At 39.4% G+C, this 20,432-nt stretch carries 15 protein-coding genes; 6 read left to right on the forward strand and 9 right to left on the reverse strand.

Annotated features, from left to right (window positions below; translation table 11 throughout):
- Positions 1–218 precede the first annotated feature (218 nt).
- From AC2SLL_RS01325 to AC2SLL_RS01340, 4 genes are all read right to left on the reverse strand, one after another.
- A complete protein-coding gene (locus AC2SLL_RS01325; protein ID WP_486529862.1) occupies positions 219–2,054 on the reverse strand; it encodes an efflux transporter outer membrane subunit in 1,836 nt (611 codons plus the stop codon).
- Positions 2,054–5,293 carry an efflux RND transporter permease subunit gene (locus AC2SLL_RS01330; RefSeq protein ID WP_486529863.1) on the reverse strand — a complete coding sequence of 1,080 codons (3,240 nt, stop codon included), beginning with the start codon at positions 5,291–5,293 and terminating at the stop codon, positions 2,054–2,056. Before AC2SLL_RS01330 ends, AC2SLL_RS01325 begins: the two co-directional genes overlap by 1 nt.
- A gap of 29 nt (positions 5,294–5,322) precedes the next feature.
- Positions 5,323–6,768, reverse strand: coding sequence for an efflux RND transporter periplasmic adaptor subunit (locus AC2SLL_RS01335; RefSeq protein ID WP_486529864.1), 1,446 nt, complete (start codon positions 6,766–6,768; stop codon positions 5,323–5,325).
- Between the two features lie 356 nt (positions 6,769–7,124).
- The gene (locus AC2SLL_RS01340) at positions 7,125–8,159 is read right to left on the reverse strand and encodes a polyprenyl synthetase family protein (RefSeq protein ID WP_486529865.1); all 1,035 of its coding nucleotides are present in this window, start codon (positions 8,157–8,159) and stop codon (positions 7,125–7,127) included.
- A gap of 623 nt (positions 8,160–8,782) precedes the next feature.
- Here AC2SLL_RS01340 and rplU point away from each other — a divergent pair.
- The 3 genes from rplU to lolA all read left to right on the forward strand — a co-directional run bounded on the left by rplU (position 8,783) and on the right by lolA (position 10,712).
- Complete coding sequence (gene rplU, locus AC2SLL_RS01345; RefSeq protein WP_486529866.1) at positions 8,783–9,094, forward strand: 50S ribosomal protein L21; 312 nt, start codon at positions 8,783–8,785, stop codon at positions 9,092–9,094.
- A gap of 123 nt (positions 9,095–9,217) precedes the next feature.
- Entirely contained in the window at positions 9,218–9,475 is a 258-nt protein-coding gene (gene rpmA, locus AC2SLL_RS01350; RefSeq protein WP_486529867.1) for a 50S ribosomal protein L27, read from the forward strand.
- 514 nt (positions 9,476–9,989) lie between these two features.
- Entirely contained in the window at positions 9,990–10,712 is a 723-nt protein-coding gene (gene lolA / locus AC2SLL_RS01355; protein ID WP_486529868.1) for an outer membrane lipoprotein periplasmic chaperone LolA, read from the forward strand.
- Positions 10,713–11,151: 439 nt separating this feature from the next.
- Here lolA and queE read toward each other — a convergent pair whose 3' ends face one another.
- From queE to AC2SLL_RS01370, 3 genes are all read right to left on the reverse strand, one after another.
- Entirely contained in the window at positions 11,152–11,901 is a 750-nt protein-coding gene (gene queE / locus AC2SLL_RS01360; protein WP_486529869.1) for a 7-carboxy-7-deazaguanine synthase QueE, read from the reverse strand.
- A gap of 184 nt (positions 11,902–12,085) precedes the next feature.
- A complete protein-coding gene (gene dapD, locus AC2SLL_RS01365) occupies positions 12,086–12,907 on the reverse strand; it encodes a 2,3,4,5-tetrahydropyridine-2,6-dicarboxylate N-succinyltransferase (RefSeq protein WP_486529870.1) in 822 nt (273 codons plus the stop codon).
- A gap of 218 nt (positions 12,908–13,125) precedes the next feature.
- The gene (locus tag AC2SLL_RS01370) at positions 13,126–14,055 is read right to left on the reverse strand and encodes an alpha/beta fold hydrolase (protein ID WP_486529871.1); all 930 of its coding nucleotides are present in this window, start codon (positions 14,053–14,055) and stop codon (positions 13,126–13,128) included.
- 392 nt (positions 14,056–14,447) lie between these two features.
- Here AC2SLL_RS01370 and AC2SLL_RS01375 point away from each other — a divergent pair, with 392 nt between their 5' ends.
- Genes AC2SLL_RS01375 through AC2SLL_RS01385 form a run of 3 tightly spaced genes read left to right on the forward strand, consistent with a single transcriptional unit; the run spans position 14,448 to position 18,006 of the window.
- The gene (locus tag AC2SLL_RS01375) at positions 14,448–15,413 is read left to right on the forward strand and encodes a TAXI family TRAP transporter solute-binding subunit (RefSeq protein ID WP_486529914.1); all 966 of its coding nucleotides are present in this window, start codon (positions 14,448–14,450) and stop codon (positions 15,411–15,413) included.
- A 15-nt stretch (positions 15,414–15,428) separates the two neighbouring features.
- Positions 15,429–15,974, forward strand: a complete 546-nt coding sequence (locus tag AC2SLL_RS01380; RefSeq protein WP_486529872.1) for a DUF1850 domain-containing protein — start codon at positions 15,429–15,431, stop codon at positions 15,972–15,974.
- A 22-nt stretch (positions 15,975–15,996) separates the two neighbouring features.
- Positions 15,997–18,006, forward strand: coding sequence for a TRAP transporter permease (locus AC2SLL_RS01385; RefSeq protein WP_486529915.1), 2,010 nt, complete (start codon positions 15,997–15,999; stop codon positions 18,004–18,006).
- Positions 18,007–18,396: 390 nt separating this feature from the next.
- On the opposite strand, the gene lipA is transcribed toward AC2SLL_RS01385, so the two are convergent.
- Together lipA and AC2SLL_RS01395 are read right to left on the reverse strand one after the other, a co-directional pair.
- Entirely contained in the window at positions 18,397–19,440 is a 1,044-nt protein-coding gene (gene lipA / locus AC2SLL_RS01390; protein ID WP_486529873.1) for a lipoyl synthase, read from the reverse strand.
- 257 nt (positions 19,441–19,697) lie between these two features.
- A complete protein-coding gene (locus AC2SLL_RS01395; RefSeq protein WP_486529874.1) occupies positions 19,698–20,096 on the reverse strand; it encodes a carboxymuconolactone decarboxylase family protein in 399 nt (132 codons plus the stop codon).
- Positions 20,097–20,432: the final 336 nt, after the last annotated feature.

Raw genomic sequence — 20,432 nt, forward strand, 5'->3', positions numbered from 1 at the left:
CCCAAAGATGAATAATGTTAATGGTGCAATTATTCTTTAGTTGTTCATTTAGATTTTGCGACGCCAATCATATCGTTAGCTATTTATGTTATAGTCACATAGCTGATAAGCAATATATTGTCTAACCCAATTGTTAGTCGCTAAGCAAGTCTTGCATAAATCAAATATAAAAAAGTGAAGCCAGTAAGATGGCTTCACTTTTTTTTAAGTCACAGGTTTTAAGGGGTTATTAATGAGGTACTATTATCATTAGTAGAGCCATCTATAGAGTTAGCTGTGTTACCGGAAGCTGGTGATGAGTCATCTTGTTGTGTAGTGGTTTCAGTTTCTGTTATAAGAGCATCAGGCTTTTTATCGTTATCGAGATCCACCGAATCGACCACTCTGCGCTTGATGACTGTTTTGGTTCTGCCATTTTGCAGAGCGTTTGCCTCCGCTTCAGATACCAATACAGGCGCACTAGCAGCTTGAATAGCTTCTACTGCTTTTTGCTCATTACTTTTAATACTGGCAATATTAGTCAGATTGCGATGTCGTGGCGTTGGAATGGCGTTATTATCAATTAAATTGGCACCACCACCTAATGCTTGGTACAAGTCAATTTGATTGTTCAGCCTTTCTTGTTCAAGGTTTAAGATGGTTTGCTGAGTAGAGAATAATGAACGCTGAGCGTCAAGCACACTTAGATAATCGTCAATTTGAGCAATATAGCGGGCTTCTGAAATATTAAATATCTCATCATAGCTTTTCTGTAAGCGATATTGTGACTCAGTCCTTGCATCCAAAGTAGCCCGCTCCGCTAATACATCGCTAACCTCACGAAATGCTGATTCGATTGTATTTTCATAATTGGCTAAGGCTTGTTCTCGTTCAATTTCTGCAACCTCGTAGTTGGCATCTAATTGACCTGCATCAAAAATCGGTACACTAACTGAGGGGCCAAACGACCAGCCAGCAGCACTGCTTTTAAATAAATCAGACAAATCACTGCTTGAATACCCAAATCGCCCAGTGAGACTGATACTAGGGTAGTAAGAAGCCCGAGCAACATCAATATTTGCTCCAGCAGCTTTAAGTTGATATTCAGCTTGGAGGACATCTGGACGATACAATAGTAATTCACTAGGTAAGCCAGCACTTAGAACTTGCGTGGTAGCAATCGAAGAGACAGCTGGGTCAGGTAGCATATTGTCTGTTATAGGTGCACCGACAAGGTATTTGAGTGCGTTTTTAGCTTTCAAGACACCACTTTGTGCATTTAATACGGCTATTCTTGCAGTTTCCACAGAGGCCTCAGCTTGTAGAGAAGGGGCTTTTGAATCAATACCAGCATTTAAGCGTGCTGTTGTAATACGTAGTGACTCTTCACGGCTGGCTAATGTTTTACTGGCCAGCTCAAGTTGCTTCAACTGATAGCTTAAATTGACATAACTTTTTGCGATATTAGCAATTAAACTGACTTGAGCGGTGTCCCGTGCAGCGGCGGTAGCCAGATAATTTTGTAGCGCTTGATCTTTTAAGCTAGAGATTTTACCCCAAAAATCAAGCTCATAACCTGCCATACCCAGACCAACACTGTAATTATCACTGGTCATGCGTTTATTTGCTTGAGGACTATAGTTTGAGCTGCGTGAGTATTCGCCGTTACCACTTAATGAAGGCAAATCTTTATTATCTGTAATGCGATATTGGGCTTTGGCTTTTTGAATCGCCAAAACAGCTTGTCTCACATCTTTGTTGTTTTCCAGACCAAGTTGGATTAAGGACTTTAGTTTAGGGTCAGTGTAGAAGCTTTGCCAGCGAACCGCTGCTAAACTAGAAGGTACTTTATTATCGCCATATACTTCATAGCCACCGTTTTCATTTAGTGGGATATTGGGTCGGGCTACTACAGGGTCTGTTTGTAAAGGAGGTATGGTGTGACAAGCAGTGATTGCCAATGTCAAAGCAGAGACCCCACATACACGCATCCATCTACTCTTGTATCCTATGCTATTCATATCTTCCACGGTTTTACCTTGTGATTTATTAAATAAGTTTGAAGATGCCATCATTATGTGTTGTCTCCAAAATTAGCAGGGGCAGTACCATCTGCAACACCATTATGAGAATATACGTTAGGTTTTTGACTAGAATGGGTGTCATTTGAAGATGAATTGGAATTACCACCGTTGCTGCTATTTTTATGTTTAAAAATAGAGCGTACCCATACGTAAAACATAGGAATAAAGAATACTCCTAACAAAGTAGCGGTAACAACGCCGCCTACGACGCTGGTACCAATGGCATTTTGACTACCCGCACCAGGGCCACTCGCAAGGTATAAAGGCACCACACCAAAACCAAAGGCAAGCGATGTCATAATAATAGGACGCAACCGTTGTCTCGCTGCTGTCATTACAGCCTCTCGTAATGAATAGCCTTCTTCTTGGTGCTCTTTGGCAAACTCAATGATTAAGATAGCATTTTTAGCGGACAATCCAACCACTGTTAATAGACCTACCTGTAAATATATATCATTGGCAAAATCTCTAAACCATGTGAATAGTACAGCACCTAATACCCCTAATGGTACCACTAAAATAACAGAGAAGGGGATAGACCAGCTTTCATAAAGTGCTGCTAGACATAAAAAGACAACCAAAATTGAGAGCGCATAAAGCATAGGTGCTTGTGCCCCAGATTTTTGTTCTTCAAGTGACAAACCTGTCCACTCAAAGCCAATACCTTCAGGAAGCTGTTCAACCATTTTTTCCATAGCATCCATAGCCTCACCAGTACTAACGCCTGGCGCTGCACTACCCTGAATATTCATAGTGGGAAAACTGTTATAACGATTCAAACTGGGCGAGCCTGTCTGCCATTCGCTACTTGAAATACCTCCTAGTGAAATCATATCACCTGAGTTATTACGTACATACCATTTATTTATGTCTTCTGGGTTGGTTCGGCTATCTGCTTCGCCTTGTACGAAAACCCGTTTGATACGCCCTCTATCAATAAAGTCATTCACATAGGCTGAACCCCAGGCGGTAGACAACAAGCTATTAATATCTGTCATGGCTATGCCATAAGCGGCAGCTTGTTCATGGTCAATATCCACTTTGAATTGAGGGGCATCTTCTTGACCATTGGGGCGTACACCTACAACCTGATCATTTTGTGCAGCCATACCAAGTAGCTGATTACGGGCAGCAAGCAATCCTTCGTGGCCTATATTACCGACATCCTGCAACATTAAGTCAAAACCACTAGCGTTGCCAAGTTCTGTAATGGCTGGCGGCACAATAGCTCTTACCAGTGAAGCTTCATTAATACCAGCAAAATATTTATTAGACCTTTCTTGAACCGCTTGAACCGTGTTCTGTAGACCGGTTCTGGTTTCCCAGTCTGAAAGACGAATAAATGCTAACCCCATATTTTGTCCTTGTCCGGCAAAGCTAAATCCGGCAATGGTAAATACAGCCGCAATATTATTTTCTTCTTCAGTTTCGTAATAACCGCGAACCTTATCAAGAACATCTTGGGTTTCGTCTAAAGTAGATCCTGTCGGTAGCTGGACCAAAGCCATCATGATACCCTGATCTTCTTCAGGCAAAAATGAGCTTGGTATGCGCAAGAATATAGCAGCCATGATACCTATAATGGCGGCATATCCCACTAAGTATAACCATTTAAAGTCAATACTTCTGCCAATAAAACCTTCATAAGAACGACTTAACTTATCAAAGCTACGGTTAAACCAGCCGAAGAAACCTTTCTGCTCCTTATCTTTATCATGAGATTTACCTCTTTTTAATAAAGTGACACATAAAGCAGGTGTAAAAATAAGCGCTATTACTGCTGATAGAACCATGCTAGTAATTAAGGTAATTGAAAACTGACGGTAGATAACACCCGTTGAGCCACCAAAGAATGCCATAGGGACGAATACAGCGGAAAGAATCAAGGCAATACCAATCACGACTTTACTAATCTCGCCCATAGATTGCAAGGTTGCCTCTTTAACCGAAATATCAGGATTTTCTTCCATAATACGTTCAACATTTTCGACAACAACAATGGCGTCGTCTACCAGCAGACCAATGGACAACACCATAGCAAACATGGTCAGTACGTTAATACTAAAGCCTGCGATATACAGGATGGCAAAAGTACCTAATAAAACAACTGGCACTGCTAATGTTGGAATAATAGTGGCGCGCCAGTTTTGTAAAAATAGAAACATGACTATAAATACAAGTACGATAGCTTCTATAAGTGTTTTAACTACCTGTTCAATGGACAGAACAACGAATGGTGTGGTGTCGTATGGAACCACAGCGGTAAGACCAGGCGGAAAGTTTTGTTCTAACTGTGCCATTCGCTCGCCAACTAATGCCCTCGTTTCGAGAGCATTAGAACCTGGTGCTAAAGAGATACCCATACCGGCGGATTCTTTACCGTTAAATAGAGCATTGACACTATAGTTCTCACTGCCAATTTCAACTTCAGCGACATCCCCTAAGTGAACTTGTGCACCTGTGTTGTCAGTTTTTAATAAAATATTCCTAAAATCTTCTGGTGTTTGTAAAAGACTTTGTACAGTGACAGTGGCGCTAATAACTTGTTTTTCAATATTAGCAGGCGCTTGTCCTAGCTGACCAGCAGACACTTGGGCATTTTGTGCTCGAATGGCGTTTACCACATCACTAGGCATCAGGTTAAAGCTACGTAGACGTGTGGGGTCTAACCAAACTCGCATGGCATATGAAGAGCCAAAAAGACGAACGTCGCCAACCCCTTCAACGCGACTGATTTGATCAACTACATTTGACGCCACATAGTCAGCAATATCCGCGCGATCCATATTGCCGTCTTCGGACACAAAGGCTTGTACCATCAAAAAGCTACTAGAAGATTTGTTTACATTGACCCCCTGACGCTGAACGGATTCAGGAAGAGAGCTCATTGCTGCTTGCAGTTTATTTTGGACTTGGACTTGTGCTGTGTCAGGGTCTGTGCCATTTTCAAATGTTAGAGTGACTGTGCCTCCTCCATTTGATGAACTTGACGATGACATATACATCAAGCCGTCAAGTCCTTTCATACGTTGCTCAATGACCTGAACAACTGAGTCCTCAACCGTTTGTGCATTTGCGCCTGGATAGTTGGCGCTGACGTTAATAGTAGGCGGTGCAATGCGGGGATACTGTTCAATTGGTAGATTAATAACAGATATGATACCTACCAACATAATTAAAATGGCAATTACCCATGCAAAAATAGGGCGGTTAATAAAATATCGTGACATGATTTTTTCCTAGTCTGCCTATTTTTGGATTAGTTTTCAGACTCTGTGTTGCGTCCGTTTCCCTTTTGACCAGTTTTAGCGTTAGGCGCTACAGGACCTACGGATTTATCTGAACCAGGGTTGACTGGCCCTTGATCCTGTCCAGAATTTGGCGCAACCGGCCCCTGACCTAGTCTAGGGGCATGAGATATTTCCGAATTTTCGGTAGAGGATAATTTGAAGGGTTTGGTAACCACTTCTTGTTTAGGCTTCACTTTAGACCCGCCAATAACCACCAAGTTTTCACCCGCTTTTAAACCCTCAGTCACAATCCATTTCCCTTTATAGGTACCGTTTACAGAGACTGGGCGGATTTGAGCCTTATTATTAGCATCAACAATATACACTTGTGTATCGCCCTTCGGGGTTCGAATTAGGGCACTTTGAGGGATTAAAACGGCATTATTTATTAGCCCTTGTGTCATACGGGCTGTAACAAACATACCAGGGATTAAAATATAATTATCATTTTTAAAGACTGCCCGTAAAGTAACTGAGCCTGAATCTTTATCAACCTTAGCTTCCGCTAATGATAACTGTCCACGAATAGGATAGGTTGAGCCATCTTCCAAAACAAGTTCAACAGCGCTGCTTCCAGGTTTTAAAGCACCGCTGGCTTGCTGTTTCTTAAGCTTAAGCAGATCTGATGAGGATTGACTAATGTCAACATATATCGGATCTAGTTTAGAAATGGTGACTAAAGGATTGGCTTGATTAGCATTGACTAAAGCACCTGCTGTTACGGCAGAGCGGTCTGTTTTTCCAGCAATAGGCGCGCGAATAATAGTACGGTTTAGATTTAACTCACTTCCTGACAGTTGCGCTTTTGCCGTATTAACCGCCGCTTCTGAGCTGGCGATATTCGCTTTTGCTTGGTCAACAGCGGCTTGGGCGCTGGCATATGCGGCTTGGGCCGTTTTATAATGAGTTAAAGCTTGGTCATATTGTTGCTGTGAGATAGCTTTTATATCAACCAATGGTTCAAGTCGTTTTAAATCAGTTTGTGCTTGTTCGAGTTGGGCTTGTTGAGAAGCTTGATTGGCAAGCGCATTATTATAAGCCGCTTTAGCCGTATTAACATTTGCATTCGCTTGCTGCACAGCAGCAGTGTTAGCGGCTTGAGCCGACTGATAATTTTCAACACTTAATTTATATAAAGGTTGCCCCTTGCTGACCATACTGCCTTCACGGTATAAAATTTCATCAACTATCCCCGTTACCTGCGGGCGTACCTCGGCTTCCTCATAGACCACTGTACGACCAGAAAATTCGTGTATTAATGGCACAGTTTCAAACTGGACAGGGACTACATTTACCGTTACTTTTGGCATCTGTTGCTGAGCAGTGGTAGATTCATTGTTTCTATTATCACAGCTAACGAGACATAAGCCAGAAACTGCTAAACTTGCAGCTAAGAATAGGCGAGTTTGATACATAAGTTCTATCCTTTGATAATTCACTACACATTGTAGCAATGAAAGGTTATAAAATTTTAAGGAATTATTTAAAAATTGTAATGTTAGGTGTTAGCAAGGTAGAAATTTTAGACGCTGCAAAATTTGTATAAAAACTTTTAAAATTAGACGGATAGGTTAAATGAAAAGCCACAGATAAGTGGCTTTATAAATAAGATAAACAAAGAATGGATTACTTATACATGATCTAAGTCAGGTTAGAGTAATTGTTTTTAGCTTTTACATAAATCCACATCGCATTTAAAGCACGATGATAGCTATGTCATCTAGTAAATATCATATAATGAGGCATTATAAATCTTAATATGCTCAATAACTTACACAAGACGAGAGCTGGCAAGCTCAGTAAGTTGCCATAACCCATGACGATATTTATTCTCAGGTAATTGAGCTAAAGCTTGTTGCGCTAGACGGGTTTCCTCTATTGCACGATCTCTACAATAGTCCAAAGCCCCAGTTGATTTTACCAAATCGATAAGCTGTTTAGCATTATCTGCTTTGCCTGTTTGAACCGCAATTCTAAGGGTGTTATATTTTTCTTTATCAGATTCTTTTAAAATTCTAAGAGCGACTATAGTTGGTAATGTTGGCTTACCTTCTGCTAAATCATCTCCTAAGTTTTTACCCATAACATCACTGTCTCCACTATAGTCAAGCACGTCGTCAATGATTTGAAACGCATTACCAAAATGTTGTCCAAAATCCTTGAAGGGCTGCATAAACTCCGGTTTATTCTGCAAAATTGCCACACCACACGTTGCCATCATAAACAACCGTGATGTTTTACCATCTATAATACGCATATAATCATGTTCGGTAGCAGCAGGATTATGCTGATGTTGTAGCTGTAAAACTTCGCCTTCAGCAATATCACAAGTACCGTCAGAAAATAGCTTTAGTAATGGAAGGCTCTGAAAATCGACTAATAAATTGAAAGAACGTGCAATTAAATAGTCTCCAACTAATACTGCGGTAGGATTATCCCACGCGGCATTCGCGGTTGGTTTACCACGGCGTAGACCTGATTCATCAATCACATCATCATGCACTAATGTGGCTGTATGTAGCATCTCAGTAATTGCCGCTAAATGCATAGCCTCATTCGATGGGCTATCATGGCATAGGCGAGAGCATAAAAGTGTTATCAAAGGTCGCATGCGTTTGCCACCGGCATTGATAACGTGTTGAGACACACTCATTACTAATTGCACTTTCGAGTTTAAACTGCCAAAAACTTGCTTATCCATAATGGCGAAGTCATTGGCAACGATTTTTTGAATGTCTTTATAACTGAGTGATGAATGACAGGATGGAGATGTGTCAGTTACGGGGTTTGATTTTATAAGAGTCATAGTTAGTCAACTGCAGCAAAAATAATATAATAAACAGTAATAAAAAGTAAAAATAATAGGAAATGTATTAAAAGCTAAAGCTATAAACATATAAGAGTTTCAATAGCAAAACATAGCCTGCCAACTGATTTATAAAAATTATCTATATAAACTCATTACCGACAATCGGAAAACATGACTAATAAAATTTTGCATCATTTAGCATCTAGGTATTAGCATTTGGCATATAGGCAAATGTCAAAATTTTATGTAATAACTCTAAACTATTGTGATTTTATATCTTCACGACTCACACTCTGATCATGTGAGTTACTGGGTAAGATTATAGCGTTTGAATGCTCTACTACCAGTCAAAGTTTTAAATAATTTTACAAGCATCATAGCATAGGCTTAAATTTCAATCATTACTTGCATTTTAAATCATTAATGCGTAGAATTCTGTCTTCATATTTAAAGCTTATATAACTTGTTTGGTTTAGCATAAAGCGAGCCTTTGAGTATATGAGCTATTTTTCTGTAACTTTCCCTGTCGTGTTCGTAAGTCAGGCAAAAGCTGAAGCGTTATTAATCATTTTTATCAATGTATTGATAGCCACGGCACACGGGTTAAACGGAGTCATAAGATGTACGCAGTTATTAAAAGTGGTGGTAAACAACATCGTGTAAGCGTTGATGAGCTACTGAAAGTTGAGCTTCTTAAAGCTGAGAAAGGCGAAACAATCAAAATTGACGATGTATTAATGGTTGTTGATGGCGAAGATTATAAAATTGGTCAGCCAGTTGTTGAAGGCGCTAGTGTTGAAGCTGAAGTAGTAGAGCACGGACGTGGTAAAAAGATCCGTATCGTTAAGCACAAACGTCGTAAGCATTATCATAAAGAGCAAGGTCACCGTCAGTGGTATACGCTTCTTAAGATTAAAGCAATTAACGCTTAATAATCAGTTTTCATCGTTATCGATCGATATTTTATTTAGCGTTATAGCTTCACACATTAAGCGGTTAGTAAAATATCAATATCGTTTTAAAGTTTATAATTTAGTCTCACAAGGAGATTTCTCATGGCACATAAAAAAGCCGCTGGTTCCACTCGTAACGGTCGTGACTCTAACCCAAAAATGCTTGGTGTAAAAGTATTTGGTGGTCAAGAAGTTGTTGCTGGTAACATCATTGTACGTCAACGTGGTACTGAATTCCATGCTGGCGCAGGTGTTGGCATGGGTCGTGACCACACTTTATTTGCACTAAATGACGGTGTTGTTAAGTTTGCTACTAAAGGTAAATTTAATCGTCGTTATGTTATGATAGAAAATGCATAAAAATGTTGGTGTTATTTACGAATCTAATTATTTATAACGCTGGTAGATAATTCCAGTTTATGATTAATAAAAGCTCTGTATCCTTAAAGGTTGCAGGGCTTTTTTGTATGCCTGCATAAGTGAATGATGATTATGACAAGCCATTATTTTAACCAAAAATTACCAGCACATAATTACTATAAGAGGTTTCGAAGAAAAGATGGTCACTAAGTCAAAGGTTATAACCTCAATATTCAAGGTTATAGGGGCAAATAGACAAGTCATAAGTTACAAAGTTTCTATAAATAAATGCCGAATTAAGATACAGTAACAAGCGAGAAGTTTTATTTGCATTTATCATCTAGTCACGTAATAAAAAAACTGGCACTATGCTTACAAGTTAAAGAGAGAGATGCATAGCTTAATTTATGTAGCTTATATTTAATAAATGTTTAAGAGTATTGATTCTAGTTTATAGATAGATATCAGTTTATATTTATCTCATTTGATAATCTTAGTTTTAAAGGATGGTGTAATGAATACTAACATTAAATTTATAAATACACAGGCATCAACAAGCCTTACTAAAAAGTTGATGAGCTCCGCTCTAGCAGGTGCTATTCTTCTTGGGGCTCCTACATTAGCGGTTAGTCAAGCAGCTCAAGCAGCCGAGGCATCAGATAATTTAACAGCCGCAAAAAGATTAAATCAACTGCTGGTAAATACCAAAAGTATGACAGCCAATTTTAAACAAACGACTAAGGGAGCGAGTAGTACTAAGGGCGGGATAAGTGCCCAAAATGGTACGTTTTCAGGTACGATGAGTTTAAAGCGTCCAAATAATTTCCGTTGGAATATTACCTCACCTTCAGAGCAGCTGATTGTAACCAATGGTAGCCATCTATGGGTATATGATAAAGATTTAGAGCAAGTGACGCGTCAAAACACAGACAATCAAGTCGGCAATACGCCAGCTTTATTGCTGTCTGGCGATCCTAGTAAAATCTCTAAAAACTTTAAAATTACCCAGCCAAATGGTAATAAAAACTACTATGTACTTTATCCAAAGTCTAGTAATGCTAATTTTAAAAACCTAGCGATTAGTTTTAGTGGAGGTAAGCCTGTCATGATGGTACTCAATGACTCATTGGGTCAAGTCACATCGATTAAATTTACTAATGTAAAGATGAACCCTTCAATTGCAAACAGTCAGTTCAACTTTAAAGCGCCAGCAGGTGTCGACGTGATTAACCAGTAATTGGCAACTATTGATTAGTCACTTAAATATTGGATTAGTAGGCTAAAATAACTAAAATAAAAAAGGGTATTACCCAACAATAGTGACCGTTACATTATTTGTTTTAAAATATAGTCAGCGAACTACTAAACGGTTACGGCGTTAACCTCGTTAAGCCTACTCCAGTAGTACTTGCACTCGGTTGCCTTGTAACCATTTTAGACTTCTTTGACTATAACTGTGCCGTCCTAAAAGAGATATTAAAAACGCCGAAGTAATTGCTTCGGCGTTTTTGATGGTTGTAATAATGAATGAATGGTTGTAATAATGATAAAGAAATAACGAGCAGGTAAAACACTAACAAGCAAAAGAACGAGTATAAGCATTACAATGACAAATTCTAGATAGTCTGAGATCAGCACCAATAAAACGTGCTGCTAATTTATTTTTTGCTAAGGTCTTATTTACCTTTGGCATCTGCCCAAATAATTTTGTGCAACTGTAGTTGTAATCTGACAGGCAATGCATCTTCTAAAATCCATTCAGCCAATTCCCGTGCTAACGTTGGTACTACCATATTAGACTTGAGATTCTCTACACTGTCAGTGCTATTGTCATAAACATTAAACATGGGTGAAAACCAAACTGTACCTACTTTTTTATCCAGTTCATACTCATTTAGTTTGCGCTTTGCCCAGTTATAGTCACTACGGTTCATAATCACAAATTTTAGTTGATCATGTTGAGTTAAGTAGTCTAGATTTGCCCATAAGTTTTTGCCCTGTTCACCGCTACTCGGCGTCTTGATATCCATGACTTTGCTGACTGTATTTGGCACTTTCTCCACCGATAAAGCCCCTGCAGTTTCTAGTGATATCTCATAACCTTCGTCTAATAGCTGGTTAATAAGGGCATGACAATTAGGCTGAGCCAAAGGTTCACCGCCTGTTACACAAACGCGTTTACAGGGATATTGCGAAATGTCTGCCATGATATTATCCAATGACATGCGATTGCCCCCAGTAAAAGAGTAGGTGGTATCACAATAGACACATCTCAGTGGACAGCCTGTTAATCTAACAAACACGGTCGGTAAACCAGAGGTTAGCGCTTCTCCTTGCAGGGAGTAAAATATCTCTGTTATCCGTAATCCAGATTCTGGATTGTTTACGGGAATATACTGGCTACGAAGCGGGCTGTTATTAGTCATGGTGCTCATACTTATTGAATGATAATGAGGGGTTTTTTCTGATCATAAGAGTCTAAAGAGCATACCTTAGAGATTAAAGCCTAAAGAGAAAGGTGCTTAGAATGATCTAAGCACCTTTTTTATCATTTTAGTTGCCACATTTAGTAATTCAATAATGATATTAGGTAGTAATTCAATAATGATATTAGGCCAAACGTAGCAAGTCATTGATGCTGGTTTTTGAACGAGTTTGTGCATCTACTTTTTTAACGATAACAGCACAATATAAGCTGTGCGTGCCATCTTTAGAGGGTAAGCTACCTGATACCACAACCGAACCAGCTGGAATACGGCCATAAGTAATTTCGCCAGTTTCACGGTCTAAAATTTTCGTTGATTGACCAATATAAACCCCCATTGAAATGACTGAACCTTCTTCAACAATCACGCCTTCTACAATTTCAGAGCGTGCACCGATGAAGCAATTGTCTTCTATGATAGTTGGGTTGGCTTGTAATGGTTCTAAGACACCGCCAATGCCGACACCACCTGACAAGTGTACGTTTTTACCTATTTGAGCACATGATCCTACCGTTGCCCAAGTATCAACCATTGTGCCTTCGTCAACATAGGCACCAATATTGGTGTAGCTAGGCATTAAGACAACACCTTTAGCTATAAATGAGCCACGACGTGCCACCGCAGGGGGGACCACTCGAACGCCCGCTTTAGCAAATTGAGTATCAGTCCAGTTTGCAAATTTAGTAGGAACTTTGTCATAAAACTGTAGGTGTTCGCCAGTTTGCATTGGGTAATTATCATTTAAACGGAATGACAGTAATACTGCTTTTTTAGCCCACTGATTAACAATCCATTCACCGTCTTTTTTCTCTGCGACACGAAGGCTACCATTATCAAGTTGTTCCAATACGCTGTTTACTGCATCTTTAACATCTTGGGGCATTGTGCTTGGGCTATATTCAGCACGTTTTTCAAAAGCTTGTTCAATAATTGTTTCTAATGACATACTGGTTTCCAAATTAATCAAATGGGTTGACTGGTAATGGTAGATGAAAGTCTGCCTATTACTGCTATATTGTCGCTAATTTAAATGGCTTTAGCAAATATTTGAACCTATTAATGCTTTAAACATCGGTATTTAACGGTATTTAACTTTTAGGTGTGGTTGAATTATTAATTAATTTTTTTAAAAATGGCTATAACAGTAGTTAAGATAAAATAGTACTACAGCGAAAAGTGACTGGTTTGCTCTATCCAGTTAAGCAGGTCATCATAAACCAATTGTTTATTTTTTTCATGGAGTGGCTCATGGCGCATCTCAGGATATAAACGCTGGTCAATGTGGGTAAATCCTTTTGTTTTTAAACGTTTTGTTAGCTTGCGAATACCTTTACCCATATTACCTAAAGGATCCTCTTCTCCACTAATAAAGAGCATAGGAAATTCAGGTTCAATCATCTCTGCCCAATCCTTTGCAAGGCCAATATTCATTAGATTAAATAATGCCCAATAACCATTGTTTGTAAAGTCAAATCCGCATAAAGCATCTGATTCATAGGCTTTTATGCTATCAACATTATGACATAACCAAGCAAATTTAGACGATGATGTCTTATCTTTGACTTTGCGGTTCATCATTTTATTAGTTGTAATGGCATAAAGCTTATTACGTTGTTTTGGCTTGATTTTATTTAAAGCTTTGGTAATGGGAAGCATCTGTTTAATCAATGGCTCAGTATCACTAGTACCCATCAGTATGGCACCTGCAAACTCACTATAATGAACCTGTAAAACATTGCGCACAATAAATGAACCCATAGAATGACCCATGATAAACTGCGGAAGGTTAGGGTATTTTTGCTTTAAGATATTGCTCATATGAACCACATCTCTTAATAACAATTGCATGGCATGTTTTTTTGCAAAATAACCCAGTTCGTCTGCATGGTTTATTGTTCGTCCATGACCCAGTTGATCATAAGTTAATACCGCAACGCCATGTTCCGCTAAAAAAGTCGCAAACTCATCATAGCGACCACTATGTTCAGCCATGCCATGAACGATCAATAATGATGCTTTTATATCATTTTTGGGCTCATAAATCGTGTGATGTAGCGTATGTAGCTCATCAGAGGAAAGAATTGTTTTAGCCATAACGATCCTATTTAAGCCATTTATTAATAATGTGAATAAACTTAGATAATAATTTTAAAGATAATTTTGACAATACTGTTTTTAATAATACTGACGCCTGTTATAACACTGTTGCTTTTAATAGTACTACCCCTTGTATTTATTGGTCAGGGTAGTTAACTGCCCTTGATAATAGTGGAGAGACAGCCTATATGGTTTGTATTGATTTTGTAAGTACTTTTAGGTATCTTGCTGTTAAGTAATATATTATTACAAAAGTGTAATAAATCATGTCATCATTATGCTGAGTACTTAATTTAACGAATTTTTGAAGGATCTTTATAATGTCTGTTAGCTTAAAATTTAACCCCTCTAGATCTAATCTAATCATCCCTATTTTGCTGAGTGCTACGATGGGTTTGAGTGCCTGTTCACAAAGTCCTGAAGAAACATCATCGGCCAGTAGTGAGGTAGATTCTCAAGCGGCAACCGCTGCTGATGCTTTAGAAACTAAGTTCGCTACATTAGCAACAGGCGGTGCGTCAGGCCCTTATAATATCATTGGAACGTCGTTAACAGAAGTATATAACCAGACTTATGGTGTGAACTCTAAAACACAAACCACAGGTGCCTCTGTCGAAAATATGAACTTGATTAATCAAGGCAAAGTAGAGATGGCTTTTGCTATGAGCGATGTGGTTAATGACGCTGTACTGGGTCAAAACAACTTCTCCGCACCCATTACAAAAGTTCAGCAAATTGCTGCGTTATATCCCAACTACGTGCAAATTGTCACTTCGAAGTCATCAGGGATTAAGAATTTTGAAGATTTAAAAGGTAAGCGTATTGCCGTGGGCGCTCAAAACTCTGGTGTTGAAGTGAATGCCCGTAACCTGTTGAAGGGTTTTGGTATGACCTACGATGACGTGAACGTTGACTATTTGGGTTATGCAGAAGCAGCGGATGCGCTTAAATCTGGTAAGCTTGATGCGGCATTTTTGACCAGTGGATTACCAAATTCATCTTTAATGGAGCTTGAACAAGGTTTTGATCTGCAACTGGTCAGTATCGATCCTGCTAAAGTAGCTGAAATCGCTAAAGATCAAACGTACTTTACTGCGAAAGAAATACCTGCTGGCACGTATGGCAATGAAGAAGCGATTCCTACTGCTGCCATTATGAATGCTTTTGTGGTTAGCTCTGATTTATCTGAAGATGATGTTTATAAATTAACCAAAACGTTTTTCGCTAGCTTGGATAAGCTCAAAACCGCGCATCAAGCAGCCGCAGGCATTAGTCTTGAAACTGCTCAGCAAGGTTTGGTAGCCCCAATTCACCCAGGTGCCAAAAAATATTATGACGAACAAGCTGCTAAATAACAGTGTCATTGCATAATGTCTAATATAAATAAAGATCAGCCAGAGCGTCAGCGCTCTACTGGTCTTTTTTTTGGTATTAGCATCGCTGTAGTGTTCATATTGATAGGGGCGGCTATTAAAGCGTTATTTTATACGCCCTATCCAGTTATTTTGGTGGAGTTTGCGCAAAAAAAATGTTTTATTGAACAAGGGTTTGATCTAAAGTGGCAACATTCGGTTGAAAAACAATGGTGGATTGAGTCTTATGAGATTGAGGGCGAACAATTGTTATTGACTGATGCTTATTTACAAACTTTTGGAGCAGGAACGCCTTCCACAGAAACGCTAAGCACGACCAGCCAAAAATATCCAAACTATGTGCACTATCGTATTAATTTACGTCTACCGCACTTAAATTGGATGATATCTCCCAGTATTAAAGCACAAATTATTACTAAAAAGCATCATCTACCTATTTACCAATGGGTAGAGGGTTATACCAATATTTATATTTCTGCAAATACGCAAAATTTTTGGACTATTTTACGACAGGATTCATGCAATGAGTACAGCCCACCCTAAGCCTAATGAGTTATCGTCGGTTATGTCAAAACCGCTAGAGACGGACATCCCCTCAGCTGAAAAACAACAGGAAATACTAGAGAAATTTGATCGTGAATCACTGACTCGAAAGTTAAAGAATAAGCATATAGGTTGGGTTATATCTGCTATTGCCATTGCGTATGCTATCTTTCATCTTTATATAACATTTAATCCCATGCCAGCTTTGTTGCAACGTGCTATTCACGTTGGGGTAGGGTTTGCACTCATATTTGTTATTTATCCCGCCACTAAAAAATCTGCTCGGTTTAAAGTAGCTTGGTACGACTGGATATGGTTTTTATTATCATTATCTGGTGTGGGTTATTTGATTTTGGAGTATCAAAACATTGTCACAGTGCGTGGCGGTATTCCTAATCAGCTCGATATTCTCTTCTCAGTTATTACAGTATTATGTGTTCTAGAAGGTACAAGGCGTATTACAGGCTTTATTCTCCCCTTATTTGCGCTTATGTTTCTTGCCTATCCTTTTGTTAGCCATTTAGGTTTTATGCCAGACAGGCTTTTGACCAGACCTTATGATATGGGTGATATCTTTGGACAATTATATCTAAAAACAGAAGGGCTATATTCAACAGCCATTGGTGCTTCCGTTACCTTTATCTTCCTATTTATTTTATTCGGCGCATTTTTATCACGCTCAGGTATGGGGCAGTTGTTCAATGATTTAGCGTTAGCTCTTGCAGGGCATAAACAGGGAGGTCCTGCTAAAGTTGCGGTTATATCTAGTGGTTTTATGGGCAGTATCAATGGGGCAGCAGTTGCTAACGTGGTTGGCACAGGTGCTTTTACCATTCCTCTTATGAAAAAAGTGGGCTATCACAAAAACTTTGCGGGAGCAGTTGAGGCAAGCGCGTCAGTAGGTGGACAGGTATTGCCGCCTATTATGGGGGCGAGTGCCTTTATCATGGCGGAAACGACAGGGGTTAAATATAGTACGATTGCTTTAGCAGCGTTACTGCCAGCGGTGCTCTATTATCTAGGTGTTATCGCCCAAGTCCATTTTAGAGCGGGTCGCCGTGATTTAAAAGGTATTGCAAAAGAGAGTCTACCTCGTTTAAAAGATGTGATGAAAGCACGTGGACACATGCTATTACCCATTGTATTTTTGGTATTTTTGTTAGCCAAATCAGTGCCAGTAGGTTTTGCAGCTGCTTATACCATTGGGTTTACTGTGGTTATGAGTATGCTTAAAAAAGAAACTCGTATGGACTTTAGAGATGTCCTTGGGGCTTTAGAGGATGGTACACGGCAGTCTTTAGCGGTTATGGCGGCTTGTGCGGTCGTCGGTATTATAATCGGGGTCGTCAGCTTAACCAGCTTTGGGACGGTAATGACATCTTCCATTGTGACCCTTGGCGCAGGGTCATTGTTCTTAACCTTGATTTTGACCATGCTGGCATCTATGGTATTGGGTATGGGTCTGCCATCTATTCCTGCTTATATTATCACGGCAACCATGGCAGCGCCTGCATTGGCTGGGTTTGATATTCCTATTTTATCGGCTCATATGTTTGTATTTTATTTTGGTATCTTTGCCAACATTACACCACCTGTGTGCTTGGCAGCGTTTGCTGGCGCAGGTATTGCGGGCGGTGATCCGATGAAAACTGGCTTTCAATCACTAAGATTGGCGCTGGCAGGCTTCATTGTGCCGTTTATGTTTATTTATAATCCAACCATGTTGATGATTGATCCAGTTGGGCTAGCGGTAACCGCAAAAGAGTTTCCATTACCACCTATAATTGAGATAGTGACGGTGGTATTTACTTCGGTAACAGGGGTAATTGGCTTAAGTGCGGCCGTAGAGGGGTATTTCAAAGGGCCTATGAATATGGTCACGAGAATTATACTGGCAGTCGGGGCTTTACTACTGATTTATCCTGAGGTAATGACGGATATTATTGGTGGTATTATTGTTGTGGGTATTGTTATCTTAAATATTAATGCCAACAAGGATAAGCGTAAACCCGTACAAGTAACGACTATATAGTCTAACCAAAACTAATAGTCTAACTAATATTAATAGTCTGAACAAAAGCAACCTAACCAAAACCTAGCTAATCCTGTATTCCCAAATCAAAAAAGAGGTCTAATTAATTTAGACCTCTTTTTTGTGGGTTACAATCTAATTTATAAGCTGTTTAAAACTTGCATTTGAACGTCAATGCTAAAAGCGGTTTAGCCTAGATTGAAGCGGATATACTTGGCAAAGAACTGAGCAGAGACGCTTGCTTTAATCCGTTCTCGCGAAGCAGGAACGGGATAATGCGTAGCGTATCGCTCAATACGTGCCAAGATAGTAGCGAAAAGCTAGATCAGCTACTAATAAAGCTTTACTAATACCTACTCATATAATCAGAAAAGCAGTTAGTTAACCAGCCTAGCACCCAAGCTTACCTTCTGCCTCTAACGCTCTTTTGCTACGAATTGGTGCAGGGCAGTCTTCGCCATAGAATTGACGGTCGGCAAAGTAGCTAGAGCGAACCATAGGCCCCGCCCAAATACTAAAGAAACCAATCTTTTTACCATAATCCATATAACGTTGGAATTCATCTGGATGTACATAGCGCTCAACAGGAGCATGGTCTTTGCTGGGCTGTAAGTACTGACCTATGGTAATCATATCGACATCGTGCGCTTTGAGGTCATCCAGTAATGTGTAGACTTCTTCTTCGGTTTCGCCAAGACCCACCATAAAGCCGCATTTAGTGGCTATATCAGGGCGACGGGCTTTATATTCTTTAAGAAGATTGAGAGAGTGCTGATAGTCTGATCCTGGGCGAAATGCTTTGTATAAACGGGCTACAGTTTCGATATTATGATTAAATACGTCTGGGGGCGTTTCGGTTAGTAAATCTAAGGCAACTTCCATACGTCCACGGAAGTCGGGAACTAAAATTTCAATTAAGCAATTGGGGCTTAGTGCTTTAGATTCATTAATCACATCAACAAAATGCTGAGCACCACCATCTTTTAAGTCATCACGATCTACTGAGGTGATAACCGCATATTTTAGACCTAAGCCTAAAATAGTTTCAGCGGTGTGACGTGGTTCGTCTTTATCGAGCTCATTGGGACGACCGTGTGCTACATCGCAAAATGGACAGCGGCGGGTGCATATATCACCCATAATCATAAAGGTGGCTGTTCCATCGCCAAAGCATTGTGGCAGGTTAGGGCAGGCCGCTTCTTCACAAACGGTATATAGTTTTTGTTTACGAAGCGTCTTTTTGATGCGGTCAACTTCAGACGGGGACGACATTTTAACCCGAATCCAATCCGGTTTCTTAGGGGCTTCTATCGTAGGGATAACCTTAATTGGGATACGTGCTACTTTGTCATAGCCACGAAGCTTCTCACCTTTAATTGCTTTTTTTGGTTTAGGCTTAGCCTCAGGCACAAAAGTTCTTACTGTAGTTGTCATAATTAGCTTCTATCCTAACCCTTGTGATAATAAGGGTTTATTGATTTATCGAATAATAAAAGTAGTGCACTTATTATATCAGATATTAGGTTAGGCGCGGATAATTCAACCTTATAAACTAAAGGCAAATAAACCCAACCTATTACTTGTTAGAAGAGCACTACCTAATGAGAGGGCTAGTACAATAAAATCGAAAAAGCACTAAGATTGAACAACGAGACTACTGAGCTAACAGCCTACTAAAATATAGCAAAAAATTACTCGCGGTCTAAATCGATACCCAACTCAGATAAGGCCTCTATTGCTGCTCGGAATGCTTCTTGTGTTGTAGGCGCTCCACAGTAAGGTAAGCTATGCATGAGCACTTCACGAATCTCTTCGACTGTGGCACCATTATTGATAGCACCTCTAATATGGCCTTTAAGCTCATTTGGGCTTTTTTGAGCAATGAGAAAGGCTAGGGTAATTAACGAGCGGTATTTGCGGGGTAATATTGAGTCATCTTGCCAAGTGCTTCCCCAAGCATGTTCAATTATCCAATCCTGTAAAGGCTGTGTAAATGAAGTCGCTGACTCTAAAGAGCGTTTTACATGAGCGTCGCCCATTACCTCAGTACGTATCTTAAGTCCATTTTGGTAGTTGGTATCATCATTCATTGGGTTATCCTAAAAAAATGTCACTAGTATGACGGGTTTAATAGTAAAAAACATCATCAGCAGTTTAATGTAAAAATATACACACAATTGCCATCATGTAAACTTAAGACCCTTAAAATACTATCTTATAAACCTATAATATATTGAATTAATTAGTATTTAATTTATAGTCAGCTTGACTCTGTAAATCTTTAATGATGTGAAAAATAGGGTCATTTTTTTAATAAATGTTGATTATGGCGATTAGAGAGCTCTCTATTACAGTTTTGTGATTAACTTTTTGTTCGTTTTAGGCTATATTACCAAAGGACTTTAAACCCATCAGCAAGGTATCGG

The organism is Psychrobacter sp. CX97 (assembly GCF_057396285.1).